This is a genomic window from Enterococcus sp. FDAARGOS_375, from assembly GCF_002393265.1.
GTDB lineage: Bacteria > Bacillota > Bacilli > Lactobacillales > Enterococcaceae > Enterococcus_D > Enterococcus_D innesii.
In genome coordinates this window covers 945,827-969,186 of sequence record NZ_CP023515.1, presented here as the reverse complement: position 1 = coordinate 969,186, position 23,360 = coordinate 945,827, and the positions used below count along the sequence as shown (strand labels likewise).

Annotated in this window: 22 protein-coding genes and 1 other annotated feature (1 of these 23 cut by a window edge); of the genes, 15 read left to right on the top strand and 7 right to left on the bottom strand. The window is 44.1% G+C overall.

Annotated features, from left to right (window positions below; all coding sequences use genetic code 11):
- Positions 1-152, top strand: a binding site (T-box leader); it begins 98 nt to the left of the window's first position.
- A 71-nt stretch (positions 153-223) separates the two neighbouring features.
- From CO692_RS05535 to CO692_RS05525, 3 genes are read left to right on the top strand one after another with little or no spacing between them, the layout of a single operon-like run.
- Entirely contained in the window at positions 224-1,258 is a 1,035-nt protein-coding gene (locus CO692_RS05535; RefSeq protein ID WP_096741781.1) for a methionine ABC transporter ATP-binding protein, read from the top strand.
- On the top strand, positions 1,251-1,937 hold the full coding sequence (locus tag CO692_RS05530) for a methionine ABC transporter permease (RefSeq protein ID WP_060791558.1): 687 nt from the start codon (positions 1,251-1,253) through the stop codon (positions 1,935-1,937). The genes CO692_RS05535 and CO692_RS05530 overlap by 8 nt, the downstream gene beginning before the upstream one ends.
- Before the next feature lie 44 nt (positions 1,938-1,981).
- Positions 1,982-2,836 carry a MetQ/NlpA family ABC transporter substrate-binding protein gene (locus CO692_RS05525; RefSeq protein ID WP_077452288.1) on the top strand — a complete coding sequence of 285 codons (855 nt, stop codon included), beginning with the start codon at positions 1,982-1,984 and terminating at the stop codon, positions 2,834-2,836.
- Positions 2,837-2,874: 38 nt separating this feature from the next.
- Here CO692_RS05525 and CO692_RS05520 read toward each other — a convergent pair whose 3' ends face one another.
- The 3 genes from CO692_RS05520 to CO692_RS05510 form a co-directional block, all read right to left on the bottom strand.
- Entirely contained in the window at positions 2,875-3,927 is a 1,053-nt protein-coding gene (locus CO692_RS05520; protein ID WP_096741780.1) for a helix-turn-helix domain-containing protein, read from the bottom strand.
- 242 nt (positions 3,928-4,169) lie between these two features.
- Positions 4,170-4,487 (bottom strand): DUF960 domain-containing protein, encoded by a 318-nt coding sequence (locus CO692_RS05515; protein ID WP_005233624.1) that lies wholly within the window; start codon positions 4,485-4,487, stop codon positions 4,170-4,172.
- A 317-nt stretch (positions 4,488-4,804) separates the two neighbouring features.
- Entirely contained in the window at positions 4,805-5,419 is a 615-nt protein-coding gene (locus CO692_RS05510; protein ID WP_005227923.1) for a 50S ribosomal protein L25/general stress protein Ctc, read from the bottom strand.
- A gap of 300 nt (positions 5,420-5,719) precedes the next feature.
- Between CO692_RS05510 and CO692_RS05505 the strand changes: the two genes are divergently transcribed.
- The 3 genes from CO692_RS05505 to udk all read left to right on the top strand — a co-directional run bounded on the left by CO692_RS05505 (position 5,720) and on the right by udk (position 7,841).
- Positions 5,720-6,436 carry a 16S rRNA pseudouridine(516) synthase gene (locus CO692_RS05505; protein ID WP_081117787.1) on the top strand — a complete coding sequence of 239 codons (717 nt, stop codon included), beginning with the start codon at positions 5,720-5,722 and terminating at the stop codon, positions 6,434-6,436.
- A 14-nt stretch (positions 6,437-6,450) separates the two neighbouring features.
- Positions 6,451-7,134: a YjjG family noncanonical pyrimidine nucleotidase gene (locus CO692_RS05500; protein ID WP_077452286.1), complete on the top strand. Its 684-nt coding sequence runs from the start codon at positions 6,451-6,453 to the stop codon at positions 7,132-7,134.
- A gap of 83 nt (positions 7,135-7,217) precedes the next feature.
- The gene (udk, locus tag CO692_RS05495) at positions 7,218-7,841 is read left to right on the top strand and encodes a uridine kinase (RefSeq protein ID WP_005227927.1); all 624 of its coding nucleotides are present in this window, start codon (positions 7,218-7,220) and stop codon (positions 7,839-7,841) included.
- Positions 7,842-8,185: 344 nt separating this feature from the next.
- Here udk and CO692_RS05490 read toward each other — a convergent pair whose 3' ends face one another.
- The 3 genes from CO692_RS05490 to CO692_RS05480 are packed head-to-tail and all read right to left on the bottom strand — an operon-like array spanning position 8,186 to position 10,667.
- On the bottom strand, positions 8,186-8,659 hold the full coding sequence (locus tag CO692_RS05490) for a GNAT family N-acetyltransferase (RefSeq protein WP_081117786.1): 474 nt from the start codon (positions 8,657-8,659) through the stop codon (positions 8,186-8,188).
- Between the two features lie 13 nt (positions 8,660-8,672).
- The gene (locus CO692_RS05485) at positions 8,673-9,989 is read right to left on the bottom strand and encodes a sensor histidine kinase (protein ID WP_096741779.1); all 1,317 of its coding nucleotides are present in this window, start codon (positions 9,987-9,989) and stop codon (positions 8,673-8,675) included.
- A gap of 3 nt (positions 9,990-9,992) precedes the next feature.
- The gene (locus CO692_RS05480; protein WP_077452283.1) at positions 9,993-10,667 is read right to left on the bottom strand and encodes a response regulator transcription factor; all 675 of its coding nucleotides are present in this window, start codon (positions 10,665-10,667) and stop codon (positions 9,993-9,995) included.
- Positions 10,668-10,798: 131 nt separating this feature from the next.
- On the opposite strand from CO692_RS05480, the gene CO692_RS05475 reads away from it, so the two are divergent.
- The 6 genes from CO692_RS05475 (at position 10,799) to CO692_RS05450 (ending at position 17,001) form a co-directional block, all read left to right on the top strand.
- Positions 10,799-11,521 carry a polyphosphate polymerase domain-containing protein gene (locus tag CO692_RS05475; RefSeq protein WP_096741778.1) on the top strand — a complete coding sequence of 241 codons (723 nt, stop codon included), beginning with the start codon at positions 10,799-10,801 and terminating at the stop codon, positions 11,519-11,521.
- Positions 11,511-12,188, top strand: coding sequence for a DUF4956 domain-containing protein (locus tag CO692_RS05470; protein ID WP_077452281.1), 678 nt, complete (start codon positions 11,511-11,513; stop codon positions 12,186-12,188). The genes CO692_RS05475 and CO692_RS05470 overlap by 11 nt, the downstream gene beginning before the upstream one ends.
- 15 nt (positions 12,189-12,203) lie before the next feature.
- A complete protein-coding gene (locus tag CO692_RS05465) occupies positions 12,204-14,060 on the top strand; it encodes a carbohydrate-binding domain-containing protein (RefSeq protein WP_096741777.1) in 1,857 nt (618 codons plus the stop codon).
- Positions 14,061-14,230: 170 nt separating this feature from the next.
- Positions 14,231-15,715: an ABC transporter permease gene (locus CO692_RS05460; protein WP_096741776.1), complete on the top strand. Its 1,485-nt coding sequence runs from the start codon at positions 14,231-14,233 to the stop codon at positions 15,713-15,715.
- Positions 15,716-15,725: 10 nt separating this feature from the next.
- Positions 15,726-16,391: an ABC transporter ATP-binding protein gene (locus CO692_RS05455; protein WP_081117782.1), complete on the top strand. Its 666-nt coding sequence runs from the start codon at positions 15,726-15,728 to the stop codon at positions 16,389-16,391.
- 157 nt (positions 16,392-16,548) lie between these two features.
- Positions 16,549-17,001, top strand: a complete 453-nt coding sequence (locus tag CO692_RS05450; RefSeq protein ID WP_015510428.1) for a YaiI/YqxD family protein — start codon at positions 16,549-16,551, stop codon at positions 16,999-17,001.
- Positions 17,002-17,053: 52 nt separating this feature from the next.
- Here the strand turns inward: CO692_RS05450 and CO692_RS05445 are convergent, their stop codons facing one another.
- The gene (locus CO692_RS05445) at positions 17,054-18,796 is read right to left on the bottom strand and encodes an ABC1 kinase family protein (protein WP_081117781.1); all 1,743 of its coding nucleotides are present in this window, start codon (positions 18,794-18,796) and stop codon (positions 17,054-17,056) included.
- Positions 18,797-18,978: 182 nt separating this feature from the next.
- Here CO692_RS05445 and CO692_RS05440 point away from each other — a divergent pair, with 182 nt between their 5' ends.
- The 3 genes from CO692_RS05440 (at position 18,979) to cshA (ending at position 23,308) form a co-directional block, all read left to right on the top strand.
- On the top strand, positions 18,979-20,055 hold the full coding sequence (locus CO692_RS05440; RefSeq protein ID WP_096741775.1) for a D-alanine--D-alanine ligase: 1,077 nt from the start codon (positions 18,979-18,981) through the stop codon (positions 20,053-20,055).
- Between the two features lie 86 nt (positions 20,056-20,141).
- Positions 20,142-21,491, top strand: a complete 1,350-nt coding sequence (locus CO692_RS05435; RefSeq protein ID WP_096741774.1) for a UDP-N-acetylmuramoyl-tripeptide--D-alanyl-D-alanine ligase — start codon at positions 20,142-20,144, stop codon at positions 21,489-21,491.
- Positions 21,492-21,781: 290 nt separating this feature from the next.
- Positions 21,782-23,308, top strand: coding sequence for a degradosome RNA helicase CshA (gene cshA, locus CO692_RS05430; RefSeq protein ID WP_077452275.1), 1,527 nt, complete (start codon positions 21,782-21,784; stop codon positions 23,306-23,308).
- The last annotated feature ends 52 nt before the right edge of the window (positions 23,309-23,360 follow it).

Here is a 23,360-nt window from a genome sequence, read left to right as displayed (position 1 = left end):
AGCATGAGAGGTGAGTGGAAACAAGCCTATCACGGGAGGCACCCGTTACAGTGCAGCAGTATGCGAAGCAATTCAAGTACTGAGCGAGGCTGTTGATGTGAATCGACAGTAAATCAAGGTGGTAACGCGGAAGTTGTGCTTTCGTCCTTTGTAACAGTATAATGTACAGAGGATGAAAGCTTTTTTTGTGTTTAACCAACCAAAGAGGAAAGATGGGAATAACATGGCATTAATCGAATTGTCGCATGTAAAAAAGTCATTCGGCAAAAAGCAAACGGCTGTCCACGCCGTCAATGATGTTTCACTGCAAGTGGAAAAAGGCGATATCTATGGAATCGTCGGCTACTCTGGTGCTGGGAAAAGTACATTAGTTCGTTTGTTGAACGGCTTAGAATTGCCGACAGCAGGAGATGTAGTCATTAACGGTCAAAATATTTTGGCATTAAAAAACAAAGAATTGAGAAACTTCCGCAAAAAAATCGGCATGATTTTTCAGCACTTTAATCTATTATGGTCTCGTACGGTGGCGGAGAACATCGAATTGCCATTGGAGTTGGCAGGCGTTGAAAAAGCAAAACGCCGGCAACGAGCACAAGAGCTGATCAAGTTAGTTGGGTTGGAAGGACGGGAAACTGCCTATCCGGCACAATTGTCTGGCGGACAAAAGCAAAGAGTCGGGATTGCTCGTGCATTAGCGAATGAACCAGAAATTTTGCTGTGTGATGAAGCAACGAGTGCGTTAGATCCACAAACAACAGAAGAAGTGCTGGATCTCTTGCTTTCTATCAATAAAAAATTGCATTTGACGATCGTCCTGATTACCCATGAAATGAACGTCATTCGCAAAATCTGCAACAAAGTCGCGGTGATGGAGCATGGGCAGATCGTGGAAGAAGGATCAGTACAATCGGTTTTCCGTAACCCGCAGCAAGAAGTGACCAAACGTTTTGTTCAGCAAGATTTGGAACCAGAAGAAGATGTCGAAGAACTACGGCAAGCCTTCTTACGAGAAAATCCGCAAGGGCATTTAGTGACCTTAACATTCACACAAGACAACGCCAATGAACCAGTCATTTCACAAGCAATTCGCCGCTTCCAGATCGATGTCAATGTCGTTTATGGAAAGATCCAACAAACCAATGAAGGATCCTTTGGCGGCTTGACGGTCTTATTGACAGGTGAAGCAAGTGAGATCGAAAAAGCGATCGCCTTTTTCAAAGAGCAGCAAGTAGGCGTGGAGGTGATTGAACGTGGATAAGTCATTTGTAGAAACCTATTTTAATTTTGAAAAAGTCGATTGGGCCAACATGCAGCAAGCAACCCTAGACACCTTGTTTATGACTTTCTTCTCCATGGTTTTAGTGGTTGTGATCGGTTTGCTTCTAGGATTGGCGCTTTATTCACTAGGGCGTAAACAAACGGCGGGAGCCAACATTTTCTATAATGTGGTTTCCATCATCAGTAACGCCTTTCGCTCAACACCATTCATGATTTTAATGGTCTTGATCATTCCCTTTACAACGTTATTAGTCGGTTCGTTCCTAGGGGCAAAAGCAGCGATCCCAGCATTAGTATTATCGGCAGCACCGTTTTATGCTCGGATGGTGGAAATTGCTTTTCGTGAAGTCAATCCCGGTGTGATTGAAGCAGCAGAAGCGATGGGCGCTAGTTACTGGGAGATCATTTATAAGATCGTGATCCCAGAAAGTGTTCCGGCATTGATTTCAGGACTGACAGTCACAACGATCTCAATGATTGGTTATACCGCCATGGCAGGCGCGATCGGTGCCGGTGGGCTAGGCGCTTTGGCTTGGCAAGAAGGATTTCAACGTGGAAATTACACTGTTACCCTTGTCGCAACAGTGATTATTTTAATTATCGTTTTCATTATCCAAGGGGTCGGCGATTTCCTTGCGAAGGCCACCGACAAACGGTAAATGAAACGAAGAACAAAAAGTGGAAAATATGGGAGGAAATGGATATGAAAAAGATTTTTGGTATTGCAACAACGTTATTATTAACTGCCGCTTTAGCTGCTTGCGGAACAGGCTCAAATTCAGGAAGCTCTGACTCATCTGCGGCTGAGGGAGAATCAACAAAATTAGTGATCGGTGCATCAGTTACCCCTCATGCGGAAATTTTAGAACAAGCCAAACCTTTACTAGCAGAAGAAGGCATTGACCTTGAAATCAAAACCTTCGATGATTATGTGTTGCCAAACAAAGCATTGGAAAATGGTGATATCGATGCCAATTACTTCCAACACATTCCTTATCTAAACAAACAAATCGCAGACAATGGCTATGACTTTGTCAATGCCGGTGCGATCCATATCGAGCCAATGGGTCTTTACTCAAAACGAATCTCTGATATTTCAGAACTAGAAGATGGTGCAACGGTTCTTACCTCCACTTCTGAATCTGACTGGGGTCGTATCCTAACGATTTTACAAGATGCTGACTTGATCACCTTAAAAGACGGCGTTGATACAGAAACGGCAACCTTTGATGATATTGCTGAAAATCCGAAAAACTTAGAATTTAAACATGACGTCGATCCATCTCTTTTGGCGACTGCTTATCAAAACGACGAAGCAGACCTAATTGCCATCAATGCGAACTTCGCATTCGGAATCGATTTGAATCCAGCGGATGATTCTGTTTTGTTAGAAGCGGATAATTCTCCTTATGTCAACGTGATCGCTGTCCGCAGTGGTGATGAAGATAGCGACAAAATCAAGAAATTGATCGAAGTGTTGCATTCAGACGAAATCAAAGACTTTGTTGAAAAACAATGGCAAGGTTCAGTGAAAATCGTTGATGCTGACGCACAATAATTTACTGATAGTAAAATGATTTTAAAAAGAGCGTACCGCTATTCAAGCGGGCGCTCTTTTTGTTGGGGAAAGGCAATGATCGGTTGGAAAAAAGAGAGCTCTTGCCAAATGCATTCATAAAGCAAGGGAAGCTCAGGGTGCTTCTTTAAAAGTTTTTCGTAATGGGGAAGCTGTGTCAATAAAGCCTGGACCAAACGTCGGGAACGTTCAGATAAGCGAGTGTTTAGTGGCGGATAGACAAATAAATTGCCTTCCAACAATGCCCCCAGCAGATGGGCTTGAAAAAAATTCGGCAAAAGAACCTCTAACGGCTGTTGGAGCGGATGCTCCAACAAAATCGGCGTGATGATTCGTCGCAAAAGGAAGGCTTCTTCTGTTGGCACATAGAAAGGTTCCAGTGTTAGCAGTTGTTTCCATAAAAATAAGTAGCTGCGTTCATCGACTAAATAAAAACGCGGCACAAAACATGTTGGATAAATTTGCTGAGTAAACGTGGAAGGGGTGTTGGGATAAAAAGCGTTTGCGCGCAACTGATGGATCTGCTTCAGTTCTTGAAACGCTTGTTTGGGGGAAAGCGTTGGGTTTGCTAAGAGGGTAAGGCGAAAAAGCAAATAGCGCAGTTGTCGTTCATTGCCAGTAATCAAAGGATAGCTGCGGCGATCGATAGCTAGTTGATAAGGTGCTAAAAAGCTGGAAAAGGCTGAAAAGCGCCGATGCAAACTGGATGGGCTAAGATAATAGCGTTTGTAGAGATCTGCAAAGGAAATAGTCGGCATTTTTAACAAGAGCAAGAGCAGCTGATAATTCACGCTTTTGTTGAACAGTGCAGCAATCATTTCTGTATGGGACAGGGAGTGGCCGGTTGATGGCTGCTGCAAACGATGGTTTGCGCGAATATGTCCTTGTTCTACATCATAGTGGAAGGAAAGATCCTCGTTTAAATAGCTTGATAACAGTCGACGGATCGTTTTGACAGAGAGATTTTGGGCGGCAGCAGCTTTACTCAAGGGGAGGGGATTTTCGGTTAAGAGTGTTGTGGACAGTCGCAGCATTTGCATAATATCTTTTTCAAGAATATTTTTCAACATCATGCACCTCTTTCAGCTGAATTTTACAACTGTCCTTATTATAAGGGAAATTCACTCGTTATTTTAACGCACAAAAAATAGTCAATAAAACGTAATAAAAAACGAGGTTTTTGTCGAGCATTTATTTGAAATTGCTGCTAGATAAAATTAAATGAGAGGAGGTATGCAAAAAAAAACCACCTTCTAAAACAAAAAGGGTGGTTTTTTATATAGGTATTGTTATAAAAAATCAATATGAATGGACGTTAACGGGTCTCACTAGGCAATAAAATCGTTTGCCGTTGCCCATCGTCATATACATAGACTTTTTGGGGATACAGGTCGGAATACCGGTACGGTAGATCAACACCAAGTTCGATTTGACTTTGGGCTTGAGAAAAAAGCAGGGTGACACGACCATGATTGTTTTGGACTTCAAAGGTGAGCAGATTTGTCAACGGAATAAACCCTTTTAAATCAAGATCAATGATTAACCATATACTATCGATCAGTTCGCTAGGTAGTGTTTGAACAATACCGCCAGAAGCGTAACGACTGCGGTGATCATCAAATGTTTCAAACATAATAAATCCCTCCTTCAAGTAGGCTTGCCATTAACATCAAATTTGTCTATTTATCATAATGAAGAACCGTCAAAAATGCAACTACTTCTGCTTTTCTTTTTGGTCAGCGACGCATTTTAAATATTCTCTTAAAAATTTGTTGGGATGGTTGGACAAAGTTTTGCAATGACGCCTTTCAGCGGAAAATAGCCAGTTGCAGCGCACTAGCCCTTCGTAAGAATGAAAAAGACTCTTAAAGGGAAAGCCCTTCAAGAGTCTTACATTTCTTAGAACTGTCTGTTGATTGAAGACGCGATTATAAGAATGTCGGTCTATGATTATTCTTCGTCTTCACCGATAACTGCTGGCTCAGCAGCTTCGCCGGCTTCTTCATCTTCAGAGATTTCTTGTGGTTCAGTAACCGCAACGATTTGTTCTTCTGGATCGGTCACGATCGTGTACTCGTCGTTCTTAGGCAGATCAGCCACTGTTAATGAATCACCGATCTCTAATGACGTTACATCGATCTCAACACGTTCCGGCAATTTGTCTGGTGTTGCTGATACAACGACTGTATACAAGTTTTGTGCTAGAACACCACCAGCTTTGACACCAGCAGATTCGCCAATCAAGGTTACTTCTGCTTCTACTTCGGTTTCTTCATTCATATCGACAGATAGGAATTCAACGTGGGTTAAATTGCGTGTGAAGGTATCTGATTGATACTCTTTGATCAGTGTATTGACTTTTTTACCTTCTAAACTGATCGTAATAACGGTATTCAATCCATTTTCACGCAAGATCTTTTCTAATTCTGCTGCATTGACAGCAATCGGTGTGCTTTCTACTTTGTACCCATTGACAATTGCAGGTACTTTTCCTTCGTGACGCAACTTGTTCCGTAAAGAACGTGGGCGAACTTCTCTTTTCGTAACTTCTAATGATACTGACATAACTCAATTCCTCCTAAAATTTTCTCGTTAATAACGAGATTTTTTAAGCAAATTTTGTTAACTCTGCACATTAAGTGGTACGTGAGTGAAAACACGCAAAAGGGCAGTTGTGTACACAACTGCCCCAGAAAGTTTTGGTTCAACTTTTCTCCACCAGGTCATAACGCTGTGTATGAGAAACTATATTTACTTTACTCTTTAACCTTACGCAAAAAGACAAAGAAAGTCAAATCATATGAAATCCCGGCAGTTTCCTTTCGCTAGATCCTGAGCTATAATAGCCACTATGGAGAAGAACTTATGCGTTTAGATAAAGTGATCGAGCAACAATTGAATACTTCTCGGAAAGAGATGAAGCGGTTGTTCCAGCAAGGAAAGGTCCTTGTGGATCAAAGGATTGAGCGAAGACCCGAGCGCAATGTCGATAGCGCCTTGCATCAAGTCATGGTTGCAGGGCGACAGCTGGAAACACAGGAACGCTATTATATCGTCAATAAGCCCAATGGTGTCGTTACAGCCAATCTGGATCAACAGCACCAGACAGTGATCGATTTGATTGCACCAAAGGATCAACATCCTGATCTTTATGCCGTCGGGCGGCTGGATCGGGACACGGAAGGATTGGTATTGGTAACAACGAATGGTCAGTTAGGCTATGACTTGCTACATCCCACCAAAAAAGTGACCAAGCGGTATGAAGTGGTGGTCAATGACTTGGTGACCCCTGAGGATGTGACAGCATTTGCCGCAGGGATCACCTTTCATGGCGGTGTCACCTGCAAACCAGCTGACTTAACGATCATCGATGCCCGAGTGGATCGTTCCTTTGTTTCGTTAGAAATTGCTGAAGGCAAATTCCATCAAGTGAAGAAGATGTTTCTAGCTCGGGGAAAAAAAGTGATTCAGCTGAAACGAACAGCGATGGGTTCGCTGGTTCTACCAGATGATTTAGCAGTGGGCAGTTATCGCTCGTTGACGCAAGAAGAATTAAAAGGATTGGCGGCGCATTTCCGCTGAGAAAGAGGGAGAAAATGAAGTATAAAACATTATTATTTGATGTCGATGACACGATCCTCGACTTTCAAGATACCGAAGATCAAGCCTTAAAAGCACTATTTGAAGCTCATGGCTTGGAAATGACCCCAGAGCGCAAACAAAGCTATCAAACCATCAATCATGATTTGTGGCAGCAGTTTGAGCAAGGAAAAATCACGAGAGACCAAGTCATCAATGAGCGTTTCGGCTTGTTTTTTGAAACGCAAGGCATTCAGGTCGATAGCCCAGCAGTTGAATTGGCGTACCGAGAATTTCTAAATGAAGGACATAAACTGTTAGACAATAGTGATGAGGTCTTAGCGGAGTTAGCGCAACATTTTGACCTATACGTGGTGACCAACGGGGTTTCTGAAACCCAACACCGCCGCTTGGAAGATGCCAAATTAAAGCCCTATTTCCGTGATATCTTTGTTTCAGAAGATACGGGTTATCAAAAACCAATGAAAGAATATTTTGACTATGTGTTTGCTCGCATACCAAACGTAAAAAAACAAGAAACAGTCATCATTGGCGATTCACTGACTTCAGATATCTTAGGCGGACAACTGGCAGGGATCGATACGATTTGGTTCAATCCAAAGAAAAAAAACAGCGGTGAGATTCAGCCTACTTATGAGATCGAACGTTTGCAGCAATTACTTCCTTTATTACAGCACTGATTCTACAGAAACAGTAGTAATTTGCCGAATTTTCGCTATAATAGAACCAGTGTGAATTTTTTAAGATGAAAGAGGTTAATTGAATGACGAATGGCAAGCCCATTATTATTGGTGTGACAGGTGGATCAGGTAGTGGAAAAACAAGCGTGAGTCGGGCGATCTTTAATCATTTCCCCAACCATTCTATTATGATGCTTGAACAAGACTCCTACTATAAAGACCAAAGTGATCTGAGCTTTGAAGAACGGTTGAACACCAACTATGACCATCCTTTTGCATTTGATACTGATTTGTTGATCGATCACTTGCAGCAGCTGCTTGCATATCAAACGATCGAAAAACCTGTCTATGATTATGTCGCTCATACTCGCAGCGAAGCAACGATCATTCAAGAACCCAAAGAAGTCATTATCTTGGAAGGGATCTTGATTCTAGAAGATGAGCGATTACGTAATTTAATGGATATTAAACTTTATGTTGATACAGACGATGATATTCGGATTATTCGCCGAATCAAACGTGATATGGAAGAACGTGGCCGGACGTTGGATTCTGTGATCGAACAATACTTGACGGTGGTAAAACCAATGTATCATCAATTCATCGAACCGACAAAACGGTATGCTGATGTCATCGTACCAGAAGGCGGCGAAAACCACGTAGCCATCGATTTGATTACGACCAAAGTAGCGACCTTCTTATCCTAAGTTTTTAAACCGTCGATGGGAATGTTTCTATTGAAAAGTAACCATTGATTCATGAAAAACTGCTGATAGGCACTCTTTCTTGAGAAATGCGTATCAGCAGTTTTAATTTTATAAAAAACAGTAGTATTCCGACTAATTTTATGGTAAAGTAATCCTCATGCGACGAGTCGAGAAGGTCTAGCATTAGCTGACCAGATTGATAGCAGAGGCACACCGCGTAAGCAACCTACCGGATTTGTAGGGTGTCGGAATATTCCTTTTGTGGAGATAGGGTATTCTACTAGCAATAGTACTGTGAGTGAAGAAAGCTGTGAACATTTTTGTTCACAGCTTTTTTTGTTTATTTAAGTGAGGGAACAGCGATAAATGGTGGAAGATTCTCCCCAAGGATGGTAACCAGTGCCAATCGGTTCAAAAGCAAACTGCTCATAAAAAGTAGAAAGATCCGTACATAGATACAGAGAATCAAAACCAGCTCCAGCAGCACGTTGCTTGGCTGTTTCGATCAAAAGGCGGGCACCGCCTTGGCCACGCCACAAAGGGTCCACATACAAGGCGCAAAGCCAAGGGGTCAAATCCATCCGACTGATGAAGTCGTTGGGGATCAAGCCGCCGCAGCCGATGATTTGATAACGTCCGTCTGCTGCGATTTCTTCGTTGACCAGCAGCAGCCATTGCGGCAAAGGATTTGCTGAAAAACTATGGGTCAGGCTATCCTCATAAACCATGAGGGAGTTGGGGCTAGCCCACTGATTTTGGAAGTAACGAATGGCTTCTGCTAAGTATTCAGGGTGTTCTTTAAGGGTGATGACCTGCATTTGTTTTTCTCCTTTATCCTTCTTTAGGTAAGCGAATCTGAAAAATAACCCCTCGTGGCTGCAAATCTTTGACCTGGATTTGTCCTTTGTGCTCTTCGACGATTTGCTTGGCGATTGCTAAGCCTAAACCATAGCCGCCGGTCTCCTTGGAGCGGGAACGATCCTCGCGGTAGAAGCGGTCAAAGATGCGAGCTTTCTCTTCATCGGAAATAGTTGGGCCAGTATTTTTGACCTCGAGCAGCCATTGCTTGTTAGAAATCTCCGATAAGAGCGTAATTTTATCACCGCTGCTGGTATATTTTAAGGCATTATCTAGGAGAATCACGAGGACTTGATGAATTTTCTTTTGGTCAAAGCAAGCGGTCGTTTTGGCAAAATTTTCGACAATAAAATGTTTTTGATCCAATTCGGCAATTTCTTTGAAAGGTTTGACTAAGTCATCGATAAACGGAGCTAATTCGACGGTTTCTTTCGTTAACAGCAGTTGATTGGAATCACTGCGGGCGATCGTCAGCAGGTCCGCCGTTAAACCAGTCAGCCGCCGGGTTTCCGCTAACGCTTGGGCAATGCTTTCAGATTCTTCAATGATCGTATGATTGGGCTTGGTAAACAGGCGCTCCAGACTGTTTTGAATGATCGTCAATGGTGTGCGCAGCTCGTGAGAAGCATTTTCGACAAATTCTTGTTGTTTCTTCCACGAGGCTAAAATCGGGCGCATGTTCAAGCTGGAAAGCAAGTAGCTGATCCCGATCGAGAGAATCCAGAAAAAAATCATCGATAAAATCAAGATGGTTTGGAAATTGTTCATGGCATTTTTGATTTGATTGGTGTTCGCTAAGACTTGGATATAGCCGACCCCGGCGTCATTGGTTGGGGCTTTAGTGGTGATTGAGCGAAACAAAAGGGTTTCTTCTTCCTCTGACAAGGACTGATCCACCACTGAAAAAGACGTGATACTGTCTAAGTGTCTCGTATCTAAAGATAGACTTGCCAATTGTGAAAAACGGCCGCCTAAGGTCTGTTTGTTTAAAATCTCGCCGTCCTCAGACCAGAGGATCAACTGGGTATTGAAGCGATTGGTCCCAGGGATCTTTGGCATGGCACTATCCGGCGGCAATACCTCTAGATTGGATTGCGAAGCGCTGATCTCAGCTTGGATCAAGCGAGTATCTTTGATTGCTTGTTCCAAAGAAATATCGGTTTGTCGATAAGCCGATTGGTTGAATAATTGGAGGACGATGGTTCCTAAAAGTAAGAAAACCAAGGCAAAGGCACTGACATTTAGGAGAAAAGAGTGCAGTCGTTGTCTCTTAGTGCGTTCTTTGTTCATAGACTAGGCTCCTTGCATGATATAGCCGACATTTCGCAACGTGCGGATCTCTTTGTCGATTCCTGTCTGGCGCAAGTGTTTTCGCAGATTGCTCATGTAGACTTCGACGACAGTCAGGGTCGTTTCTGAATCAAATCCCCAGATGCGATCAAAAATCTGTTCCTTGGTCAAAATAATGTTTCTATTTTGTAGAAAATAAAGCAGTAGCTCAAATTCTTTCCCTTGAATCGGTAAAAGCTCCCCTTGGTAGCTGACCTCGTTGGTGCCAAGATTACAGAGCAATCCATTATATTCCAGTGTATTTTCATTGAACAAACCTAAGGAGCGTTTTAGTAACGCTTTGATCCGCATCAATAACTCTTCCCGATAAAAAGGCTTAGTCAAATAATCATCAGCCCCTTTTTGAAAGCCGGTTACTTTGTCTTCTAAGCCGTCTTTGGCGGTCAAAATCAGGACGGGTGTTTGGAGTCCTTTTTTTCGCAATGCTGAAAGCACCTCGTAGCCGTTCATCTCAGGCATCATCAAGTCAAGAATAATCAAGTCATAGATCCCCGTTTCTGCCTCGTACAAGCCTTCGCTGCCATCATATGCTTGCGTGACTTCACCGATTTCGCTGATGATTTCTTTCATATTTTCAGATAATGTTTTGTCATCTTCGATTACTAATAATTTAATCATGTTCCCACCTCTTTAAGGATAAGAATAGCACGAATAGCATAAAAAATGCTTAAAAAAACTGTTTTGTCTTAAGCTGCATTTAAGATAGCTGCCGTAAATTCAGTGCATGGATTTCAAGGGAGGAACATTTTATGAAATTAAAAAAAGTCTTTCAAAGAAAAGAGACGAAATATCTATTAACTAAGGAGCAATTTCCAGCATTTATTGGCGAGTTGCAGCAAAAAATGGCGATCGATGAATATGGGCAACACACGATTATGTCCTTGTATTACGATACCCAGGATTACCGCTTTATTCGTCATTCCATGGACAAACCGAAATACAAAGAAAAATTTCGGGTCCGTAGCTATGGGGTACCAACAGAACAACAGTTGATTTTTTTAGAGATCAAGAAGAAAGTCAGTGGCGTGGTCTACAAACGCCGCGTTCCGATGCCCTATGCTGACTATTGCCGCTGGATGCAAACGGGGGTCTTGCCGTCAATGGAGGAAGCCCCGCAAATCGCTGCGGAGATCCACTGGTTATTTAAGAAAAACCCGGACCTGCTGCCGAAAGTATTGATTGCCTATGATCGCCTGTCGCTGTTTGTTGATGATGATAGTGAATTTCGTGTGACGTTCGATCAAAACATTCGCTTTCGCACCTGTGATCTCATGTTAGGTTCTGGCAGTGACGGTGCGCTAGTCGCACCGGAAGTCGGAGTGTTGATGGAAGTCAAAGCCCTCGGCTCTTATCCAATATGGTTTGTGGAACTACTGAACAAATACAGTGTGCGCAAAGGCAGCTTTTCAAAGTATGCCCAAACCTATCAACGGCATTTATTCAAGAAGGAGGAACGGTTACATGTTATCTAGTCTATTTTCTGGCGATACGAGCACCCTTGAATGGAGTAGCTTATTGATATGTATCGCTGCCTCATTGCTTTTAGGGTTATTAGTGGCAGCGATCCATATGATCCGCAATGTCTATACGAAAAACTTCGTCATTACCTTGGCAGTCTTACCGATTCTCGTTCAATCGGTGATCATGTTAGTCAATGGCAATCTTGGCACAGGGGTGGCGATCTTAGGCGCTTTCAGTTTGATTCGTTTCCGCTCGGTTCCCGGGGGTTCTAGAGAGATCACCAGCGTCTTTTGGTCGATGGGGATCGGTCTGGCAACTGGGATGGGGTATGTCGGCTATGTGGTCATTTTTTCCATTATCGTGGCGCTTTTCTTGACCCTTTTATATACGGTGCCCTTTGGCGATCGACAAGCTACGAGTGAACGGGAACTGAAGGTCACGATTCCGGAAGATTTGGATTATCCGCAATTATTCGATGATCTCTTTGAAAAATATACGCATTCTGCCAAACTGACATCGGTTCGAACGACGACGATGGGAAGCTTGTATGAATTGCGCTATCAGTTGCTGTTAAAAGACCAAGCGCAAGAAAAGCAAATCATTGATGAAGTTCGGGTTCGTAATGGCAATTTACCTGTTGTTTTAGGCAAGCTCACCGCTAACCGCGATGAGCTGTAGAAGGAGGAACCTTTTATGAAAAAACTCATTTATCCACTCTTGCTCTCATCACTGCTCTTAGGCGCTTGCGGGCAAACCGATAGTACTAGCACGAGCAGCAGTTCCAGTTCCGCAGCAGCTGTTTCTGGTTCGGCCGCAGTGACCAACGTTTCAACGACCCTTGATGATTCTGTGGACTATTACGGTAGTTACGAAGAAGAAGATGTTGATGCTTCCTACGATGAGGCAACTGCTACGCAACTTGAATTGAATGGCAGCGACACGACGGCTGTTGATGGCGTTTCAGTGGAAGACCAAACCGTGACGATCACCCAAGCCGGCACCTATGTCGTCAGCGGGTCGTTAAGTAATGGGCAACTGGTTGTCAACGTCAACAAAGAAGAAAAAGTCCATCTGATCTTTGCAGGTGTCACGATCACCAATGAAGACGGGGCGGCCGTCGTCATCGAACAAGCAGAAAAAGTCATCACGACCTTAGCCAGTGATACGACGAATACTCTGACGGATGGCAGCAGCTACACCTTGGCAGAAGGCGAGACAGAACCAGATGCTGCCTTTTATAGTAAAGAAGATTTGTCCATCAATGGCGATGGGACGCTGGTGATCACAGGAAATTACAGCAACGGACTGCGCAGCAAAGATGATTTGGTTTTAGCAGGTGGTACGATTGAAATCACAGCGAAAAACAACGCCATCAAAGGAAAAGATTCCGTATCGATCTTGGCGGGGAACTACACACTGAACACCACTGAAGGAGATGGTATCCAAGCGAATAATACGGAAGATGCGGAAAAAGGCTACGTTGCGATCGATGGTGGTACTTTTTCGATCCAAAGTGGTCGTGACGGGATTCAAGCAGAAACAAATTTAAGCGTACAATCAGCTGATATTACGATCAAAACGGCTGATGGGGCACAAAGTCAGTCGCTAGTGACGGATGAAAGTTACAAAGGATTGAAAGCTGGCGGTGTGATGACCATCACCAGTGGTACCTTTGCGATCGATAGTGCGGATGATAGCTTGCATGCCAATGATACGATCAACATTGCAGGTGGTACGATCACTGCCAGCAGTGGCGATGATGGGATCCACGCCGACAATGAATTGACGATCTCCGACGGAACGATTTCTATCGAAGAATCCTATGAAGGACTAGAAGCAAGTGTAATCACGATTGCTGGTGGCACGACACACGTCGTGGCTAGCGATGACGGGATCAATGCCGGTGGTGGCAGTGATACGGATGAAACAACGGGACAATTTGGTCAAGACAGTTTTGGTGGCGGCCCTGGCGGTGGCGATACCGCGGATGACAGTAAACAGATCACGATCACTGGTGGAACGTTGGTCATTGATGCCGAAGGGGACGGCCTAGATAGTAATGGCAATGTCACCATGAGTGATGGCGTCGTCATCGTAAATGGTCCAACGACCGGAGGTAATGGTGCTTTGGACTATAACGGCACATTTGAACTCACCGGCGGCGTCTTGTTAGCGGCAGGCACGACCGATATGGCCATGAACGTTAGCGGTGGTAGTCAACAGTCGATCGGAATCAGTTTCGATCAAACCCAATCAGCAGAGACCCTAGTGACCTTAAAGGATAGTCAAGGACAGACGATCTTGTCTTATGCACCAAGCAAAAGCTACCAACACGTGGTTCTTTCTAGCCCAGATTTGACCGATAGCAGCTATACATTGGTCAGTGGGGGAACAAATGATGCACAAGCAGTCTCCGGTTATTATGCTGGCGGAACCCTTAGTGATGGGACAGAATTAGGAACATTGTCCGTCACGGATACGATCGCTAACTTGACCCAATCAGGTGCAACGGCGACAACCAATCAGATGGGCGGTGGTTTTGGTCGTTAGTTGAAGTTTCGCCAATCATCACCAAATGTTTATCCAAAAAATCAACAGATCGCAGGAAGCAGATGCGGTCTGTTTCTACGATTCAAAAAATCAGGAGATGGTTTAAGGTCAATTTAAGCTAGGATCCTTATAGTCGAAAGACAATAAATAGCTATTCAGGAGGAACAAAGATGAATTTTTTGAAACGAGGTCTTCAAAGTTTATGGGCGAAAAAAGGCCGGAGCCTGTTGCTGATCGCTGTATTTTCTGCAATCTTGATTTTTGTATTGGCGGGTTTGACGATTCGCAGTGCAGCGCTAGTAGCGACTGAAAATGCTCAGAAAAGTGTCGGCGCAACCGTGACGTTGCAAGCCAACCGTGAGCAGGCTTTTCAGCAAAGAAGTTCTTCATCTGACAGCGATGACCAGAGCACCCGACCAGATCCAGGGAGTTTTCAATCGACACCCGTAGCGATCACAGATGCCCAAGCAATCGCTGATTTAGACGGGGTTGCTTCATATAGTTTTGAAGTCAGTACCTCCGCTGATGCCGTCAGCGGGATCGAACCGATCTCTAGCAGTGACTCCTCGACAGAGTCAGAAGCAACCGATAGCAGCGAGTCGGGGCAAATGGGCGGTATGCCAGGAGGTATGCCTGGTGGGAGTATGAGTACAGGTGATTTCCAAATCACTGGCGTATCAACCAGTGCGGCGTATACGACTTTTTCGGAAGGAACAGCGACGATCACGGATGGGGAAGGCATTACTTCTGAGGATGAAGGTACGAACCAAGTCCTGATCGAATCCTCACTAGCTGAAGCGAATGATTTGGCGGTCGGAGATACGTTTTCGATCACTGATGCAGAGGACAATGAAGTAGAAGTGACTATCAAAGGGATCTATGAAACGAGTGAAGTTGGCAACAGCATGAGCCAAATGTTTAACTTTCTCAACCCAGCCAACACGATCTTTGCTTCTTATACCCTTGCCAATACGTTGAGCGGCAATGAGGACACCATTGATTCGGCAACTTATACCTTGAGTGATCCGTCTGAAATGACAGCATTCGTGGAAGAAGCAGAAGGGTTGATCGATACAGAAACCTACAGCATCCAAACCAACGATCAAATGTATCAATCGATGCTGACACCGTTGAATAATGTCGCTAGCTTTGCAAAAAATATTATTGTCTTAGTTGCTGCTGCCGGTATCATTATTTTGACGTTGATCGTGATGATGTCGATTCGGGAACGTCGCTATGAGATTGGCGTATTGCTCTCTTTAGGTGAGTCACGGGCCAAAGTGATTCTACAATTTTTCACAGAGATTTTTGTCTGTATGGTGTTTGCTTTAGGGATTGCGGCCGCTAGCGGCAATCTTGTCGGTAATGCTGTCGGAGAGCAATTATTGGCGCAACAAACGGAGACGACGACTGACCAAGCAGCCACTGAAAACGCTGGTCCTGGAGGCGGGGAGATGCCGCAAATGGGCGGCAATCGTGGTGGTTCTTTCCCATCCTTCACCCAATCAGCAGAAGTGGAGTCCTTAGAAATCACCGTTTCCCCTCAACAAATTGGTCTATTGGCATTACTCGGTCTAGGGATCAGTTTTGGCTCGATCATACTCTCTTCCGCGGGCATTTTGCGGTTGAATCCGAAAAAAATCTTGGTTTCTTAGGAGGAACGACATGACATTACGAACAGAACAATTAGGCTATTGGTATCAAAGCGAAGCAGAAGCGCTGTTTCGTGGCGTTGATTTGACCTTTGAACCTGGCAAGATGTATGCGATCTTAGGTTCCAGCGGATCGGGGAAAACAACCTTCTTGTCGCTGATCACGGGCCTAGATACCCCGAAAGAAGGAAAGATCCTTTACAACGAAGAAACGTTAGCGAAAATCGGATTGCGGGAATATCGTCGCAAAGATGTTTCCATCGTGTTCCAAGCCTATAATCTACTGCCTTATATGTCGGCACTGGACAATGTGATCACAGCCATGGCGATCGCCAAGTCACAGCAAGCCGATAAAAAGGCCTATGCTTTAGCCAACTTAGCCAAAGTTGGCATCACAGAAGAGCTGGCACTGAAAAAAGTGACCCAATTATCGGGTGGGCAACAGCAGCGGGTCGCTATCGTTCGCGCGTTGTGCTGTGAGCATGAGCTGATCGTAGCCGATGAACCGACTGGAAACTTGGATGAAACGACCTCCAAAGAAATCGTTAAACTGTTTCAAGAAATTGCCCATGAGCAAAAAAAATGTATTATCTTAGTGACCCATGAACAAGAAGTAGCAAAGGCTTGCGATGTCGTTTATGAGCTGAAGGAACGAGCCTTTTCTAAAGTTGATAGGTGAGCTTAACTGCTCGTTAGTGAAAGAAAGATCGTCATTCTAGTTCCCTCATTGAGCAAGACTGAAATGAAAATACCGCAAAGTCTGCTTGCATCTTCTAGGTGCTCCTCTTACAATAGAAGTAATTGTAAACGAAGAAATTTGTGAGAGGAGCAAGCAGATGCGGCTTTTTATTGACGGCGACGGTTCGCCAGTGAAAAATGAAGTGATTGAACTGGCTCAGCAGTATCAGCTGCCGGTAGTGATCGTGACCAGTGTCGATCATTATACGACCAAAGATTATCCTGCCCACGTTCACTTTGTCTATGTCGACAAAGGCTCGGATCGCGCGGATTATGAAATCGTGAAGGAAATAGAACCCGGCGATTTTCTCGTCACCCAAGATTATGGCTTAGCCTCGTTGGTCTTGCCGAAAAAAGCGCGGGTTTTTCACCATAATGGCACAGAGTATTTGCCAGAAACGATCGATTTTTTACTCGGACAACGCTACTTAGGTGCGCAGATGCGTAAAGCAGGCAAGCGCACAAAAGGACCGAAGCCTTTTACGAAAGAGGATCGGGAAGCCTTCAAACGAATCTTTGAAAACGAATTGCGACAGACCCTTGCAAAATAAGCACCCTCAAGACCCAGCTTCTGCATGAAACACGGGAATTGAAGGTGCTTATTTATTTCTTACGAAAACGATCATAGAAGTATTTACCAACTAAAGCCACAATCGCGAAAAATGCCAAGGTATATCCGAAGATCCCCATCTGATGGACGAAAGCTCCTTGTTGCGGACTGGCCACCACCAATAAAGAAGAACCAAGGATGACCGCAGCTAGAATAATACCGATCACCAGTCGATTGACCATCTGATCAAAGCGGTCCAATAGCTGTTTTTGTTCGCGGATTTCTAGATTCAACCGGTGTTTACCAGTCGCAAACGTGTCTAAGACAGCCAAGGTCCGATCAGGAAGATGGCTAAGTGCCCGCAAGCTTTTTGCGGTTGCCAAGGCGCTTTTTTTCACCTCATCTTCAATACTCAGCTGCTGTAGGAAATATTTTTGTGCAAAGGGCTGAGTGACTTCCATCATTGACAATTCGGGGTCTAAAGCTTTGATTACACCTTCCAAGGTGCCAAAAGCCTTGATCAGCAAGGTGATGTCTCGATGCATCTGCAGTTGGTTATCATGGCAGATTGTGATGACTTCCGCCATCACTTTTTGCAAGTCGATATCCTTTAGCGGCATATTATAGTAATTTTCAACAAATTTTTGTAGGTCTTGGTAGAAGGCGACTTCGTCAAAGGAACTGCCGCTGCTGTTGCACAACCGCAAGACAGCTTTACCGACTTCTTGGGTGTCTTGGGTATAAAGAGCAATCAACGCATCGGCTAAACGGCTGCGTAAAGACTGATCCAAATGCCCCATCATCCCAAAGTCCAAGAAAATCACTTGGTAAGGCGGCATGACCGCTTCTTCTTGCCATTTCAACGAATAATCGACACCACCAAGGACACCGACGCGCTGCTTGACCTGAAATGGTTTTGGTCGATTGGCTTGATCTGTGAAGACATGTAAAAAAAGATTGCCAGGATGCGGATCAGCGTGAAAGAAGCCATCTTCAAAGACTTGCTTCATAAAGTTTTCGACTAATAGCGTGCCCACTTGTTTTTTCACGGCTTTCACGGACTGATTGTCATAAACGATGTCTTGATTGTTGCGGGTCAGCAAGCAATTCAAGCTTTCACCGGCCATGTAATCCATGACTAATACTTTTTGAGTACACCATTCGGGATAAACTTTAGGCAATGCCAACTGCGGGTCTTGGTGATTGTTGCGGTAGAATTCCTGTGCATTTTTCATCTCTTGCAAAAAATTCGTTTCATTTGCAAGGGATCGTCGGACTTCGCTTAGCACGCTTTTTAAATCCACTACATTGGCTTCTGGAATTGCGCGAACCAACGGCAGGGCTTTTTCAAAAAGATCGAGATCCACTTGGATCGCCGCAATGATCCCCGGATGCTGTACTTTGACGATCACTTCTTTGCCGCTGAGCAAGTTTGCTCGATGGGCTTGTCCGATGGAAGCTGAGGCGACTGGAATTTCATCAAAAGCGGAAAAAACTTCCGTTAGCGGCTGCTGCAGTTCTGCTTCCAGCAGTGCTTTGACCTTGGGAAATGGATCACTTTTGACATTGTCCTGTAGCTGCTTGAAGGCATCAACGAAGGTGTTGGAAAGCAGATCATTGCGGACCGAAAGCATCTGCCCGATCTTGATAAATGTTGGTCCTAATTCTTCAAACGCTTGACGCACCATTTCGGGGTGCTGCTGTTTGCTGATATTTTGAACGACTTTGTATTTCAAAAAGACTTGAACGATTTGTTTTAATCGTCCTTTTCTAGAAGGAGCGGTTTGTTCTGTCATAAGTCCCACCTCTTTAAACGTGCCGTGATATATTCATAGTACTGACAAAATGAAAAACATTCAACTAACGACTGTGTAAGCTTAAAGAAATTTCTGCAAGATTTAATGCCGGTTGGTCGATTTTGTGCTAAAATGTGGAAGACTTAGTTTGGTAGAATCAATGAATACAGGAGGAAATTCTTTTGAAAATCATTTTATTATACGGGGGACGCAGTGCAGAACATGAGGTATCACTGTTATCCGCTTTTTCAGTTGTTAATGCTGTATATTATAATTACTACCAAGTTCAATTAGTAATGATCACCAAAGAAGGACGCTGGTTAAAAGGCCCATTATTGACTGAGGCGCCAACGTCTCCAGATACTTTGGCATTGACCAATGAAGAAACCAAAGGGGAAGAAATTTCACCTGGGGCAATCTACGAAGAAGACGCGATCGTCTTTCCTTTACTTCACGGACCAAACGGCGAAGACGGCACGATCCAAGGGTTTTTAGAAACCATCGGAATGCCTTATGTCGGAGCCGGTGTCTTGACTAGTGCCTGTGGGATGGACAAAATCATGACCAAGTATATCTTGCAAGCTGCGGGGATTCCGCAAGTTCCCTATGTACCAGTCTTGAAAAATGCGTGGAAAGAAAATCCGAAAAAGATTTTCGATCAATGTGAAGGCAGTCTGCTTTATCCAATGTTTGTCAAACCTGCCAACATGGGCTCAAGTGTCGGTATCTCGAAAGCCGAGAACCGTGAAGAACTGCAAAATGCGCTACAAGAAGCGTATCGCTACGATACCCGAGCGATCGTTGAACAAGGAATCGAAGCCCGTGAGATCGAAGTAGCCGTTCTTGGAAACGAAGACGTTCGGACCACAATGCCGGGAGAAATCGTAAAAGATGTTGCCTTTTATGATTACAATTCCAAATACATTGACAACCGAATCGAGATGCAGATTCCTGCACAAATTCCAGAAGAAACACAAGCCAAAGCTCAAGAGTTTGCGAAAAAAGCCTATACGATGTTAGGCGGCAGCGGATTGAGCCGTTGTGATTTCTTTTTGACCAATAAAAATGAGCTCTTTTTAAATGAGCTGAACACGATGCCAGGGTTCACTGAATTCAGCATGTACCCACTGCTATGGGAGAAGACCGGCTTGCCTTATGGGGATTTGATCGAAGAATTGATCCAATTAGGGATGAATCGTTTCAACCAAAGACGTTCGTTCTTGACCAATGTAGAAGCAACAGAAAACGAAGCAGAATAAATAGCAGGAAGAAAGCCAGCTCAACTCAAGGAAAATACTTGAAGCGATCTTGTGCTTTCTTTTTTTAGGAAAAAGGAGCGAACCTGATGAATTTTACTGTAAAAGAAGCCGCTGCCGTATTTGGTCAGCAAATTGAAAATGAAACGCCACTTGCCTCTGTGGAATTCGACAGCCGTCTGATCAAAGAAAACAGTCTCTTTGTTCCCTTAGCGGGGACCCGTGACGGACATGAATTTGCCCAACAAGCCAAAGACAATGGGGCGATCGCCACACTGTGGAGCCACCCTACGATCGAACCGCCGCAAGACATCCTTGTGATTCCTGTCACGGATACCGTCAAAGCGTTTCAACAATTGGCACGAGCGTATAAAGAAAAGCTTGCACCGAAAATCATCGGTATTACTGGAAGTAACGGGAAAACGACCACCAAAGATATGGTGGAAGCGGTCATGGCCCAAAAGTACCAGACCTATAAAACCCAAGGCAACCACAACAATGAACTAGGCGTGCCTTTGACTATCTTGCATGCGCCAGAAGATACCCAAGTGTTGATTTTAGAAATGGGAATGGATCATGCAGGTGAAATCGAAGTCCTTTCGCGCTTAGCAGAACCTGACGCTGCCGCTATCACGTTGATAGGCGAAGCCCACATTGAAAACTTAGGGTCCAGAGAAGGGATCGCCAAAGCCAAAATGGAGATCACCGCAGGATTGAAAAAAGACGGCTTCTTTATGATGCCAGCTGATGAACCATTGTTAGAGCCCTTTGTTCCCAATTTAACGCAGACCATTGAAACTTTTGGCTTAACTGAGGGAGATCTACAAGGAGACATCGTGGAGGAATCGCAAGATCAGACGATTTTTACGGTAGCAGGTACGACCTTTACCTTACCGGTCTTAGGCGGCTATAATGTCAAAAATGCCTTGATCGCGATTGGGTTAGGACGTCATTTTGGTGTAGCAGATGAAGCGATCAAGGAAGGCTTGGCGCATTTTCAATTGACGAAAAATCGTACCCAATGGGTGACTGCCGATAATGGGGCAGCGATTTTAAGCGATATTTACAATGCCAATCCGACGGCCATGGGTCTTGTATTGGATAGCTTCCGCAAACTGCCCTTAGCAGGACGACGGATCGCCGTATTGGCAGATATGCTTGAATTAGGACCAGATTCTGCACAAATGCATGAGCAGATGGCCGCACACTTGGATGACTCGTTCCAGCTAGTTTTCCTTTATGGCAAAGAAATGCAGGCATTGCAAAAACGACTAGCGAACACTGCCCTTGCTGACAAGGTGCGCTATTTTGCGATTGATGAAAAACCACAGCTGATCGCCTCCTTAATAGAAACTTTAGAACCTTCCGATAGCCTAGTGATCAAAGGCAGCAATGGCATGGGCCTGAGTGAAGTCGTTGATGCACTAAAAGGAATGTAAAAGGGAGTTGAAATCTTGCTGAAATTTTCAAAGCGTGTTATACTTATCTAACGCCGAAAGATGAAGCACAGAATGATTACTGTAAAAAACATTGACGTTTTGAGATAAAATGATGGCTGAGACAAACAACACTTGTTTTAGCCTTTTATAATGCCTTCGTGAAGCGGTTTTTCGGTACCAAGAGAAAGATAAGAGTAAATGGGACTACTCTTGTGTTTCTGAAGAACTAACCTACGCTTCGATGATAGAAAAACAGGCATCGAAAAGATGACCAGCCTAGGAGGATCCATTTGAAATTTAAAGATCTAGAATTATCCAACGAATTATTGACTTCTGTTGAGCGTGCCGGCTTTGAAGAAGCAACACCCATCCAAGAAGCAACGATTCCATTAGCCTTAGCAGGCAAAGACGTGATCGGTCAAGCACAGACCGGTACTGGTAAAACCGCCGCATTTGGTTTGCCAATGTTAGAAAAAATTGACCCAACGAACCATCAACTACAAGGATTAGTGATTGCCCCAACCCGTGAATTAGCGATCCAAACCCAAGAAGAATTGTATCGTCTTGGTAAAGACAAAAAAATTCGTGTACAAGCAGTTTACGGTGGAGCCGATATCGGCCGTCAAATCCGTCAACTAAAAGATCGTCCCCATATCGTAGTTGGTACGCCAGGACGTATGTTAGACCATATCAACCGCCACACCTTGAAATTAGGCACCGTTGAAACGCTTGTATTAGATGAAGCGGATGAAATGTTGAACATGGGCTTCTTGGAAGATATTGAAAAAATCATCAGCCAAGTACCAGATGTTCGTCAAACATTACTATTTTCAGCAACAATGCCGCCAGCAATCAAAAACATCGGTGTGAAATTCATGAAAGAGCCTGAACATGTACAGATCAAAGCCAAAGAAATGACCGCTGATTTGATTGATCAATACTATGTTCGTTCAAAAGATTACGAAAAATTTGATATCATGACTCGCTTATTGGATGTGCAAACACCAGAATTGACCATCGTTTTCGGTCGTACGAAACGTCGTGTCGATGAATTGGCGCGCGGCTTAGAAGCCCGCGGCTATAAAGCAGAAGGCATTCATGGAGACCTTTCTCAACAAAAACGGATGAGCGTTTTGCGTTCATTCAAGAGTGGTCAACTAGATATCTTAGTTGCCACAGACGTTGCAGCTCGTGGATTGGATATCTCTGGCGTGACACACGTATATAACTACGATATTCCTCAAGACCCTGAAAGCTATGTTCACCGGATCGGACGTACTGGCCGTGCTGGAAAAGGCGGAATGTCTGTGACTTTCGTTACACCAAACGAAATGAGCTATCTGCACGTCATTGAAAACTTAACGAAAAAACGGATGACACCAATGCGCCCACCGACCGAAAAAGAAGCATTCAAAGGTCAACTAGGTGCCGCAATCGAATCTGTTGAAACCAAATTGGATGAAAATGGTTTGGATAAATACTTGCAAGCAGCCGACGATCTATTAGAACGTTATTCTGCACAAGATTTAGCAGCATTGCTTCTAAAAACTATGGCGAAAGATCCTGCTGATTTAGCACCAGTCAAGATCACACCAGAGCGTCCATTGCCTCAAGGGAAAAAATCATTCAACAAAAATGGTCGTCGCAGCAATAACAGCAATGGCGGCAATCGTAACCGCAAAGAAAACGGTGGGAACCGTGGCGGCGGCAACGGCAACAAAGCTCGCGGCAACTATTCAAAAGATGGTGCCCGTAAAAACAATCGCCGCAGCAACGACAAAAAACGCGGTTTTGTTATCAGAAATAACCAAGACTAATTGTTTTTTTGAATTACAATAAGAATGAGCTTTTTATTAAAAGAACATGAAT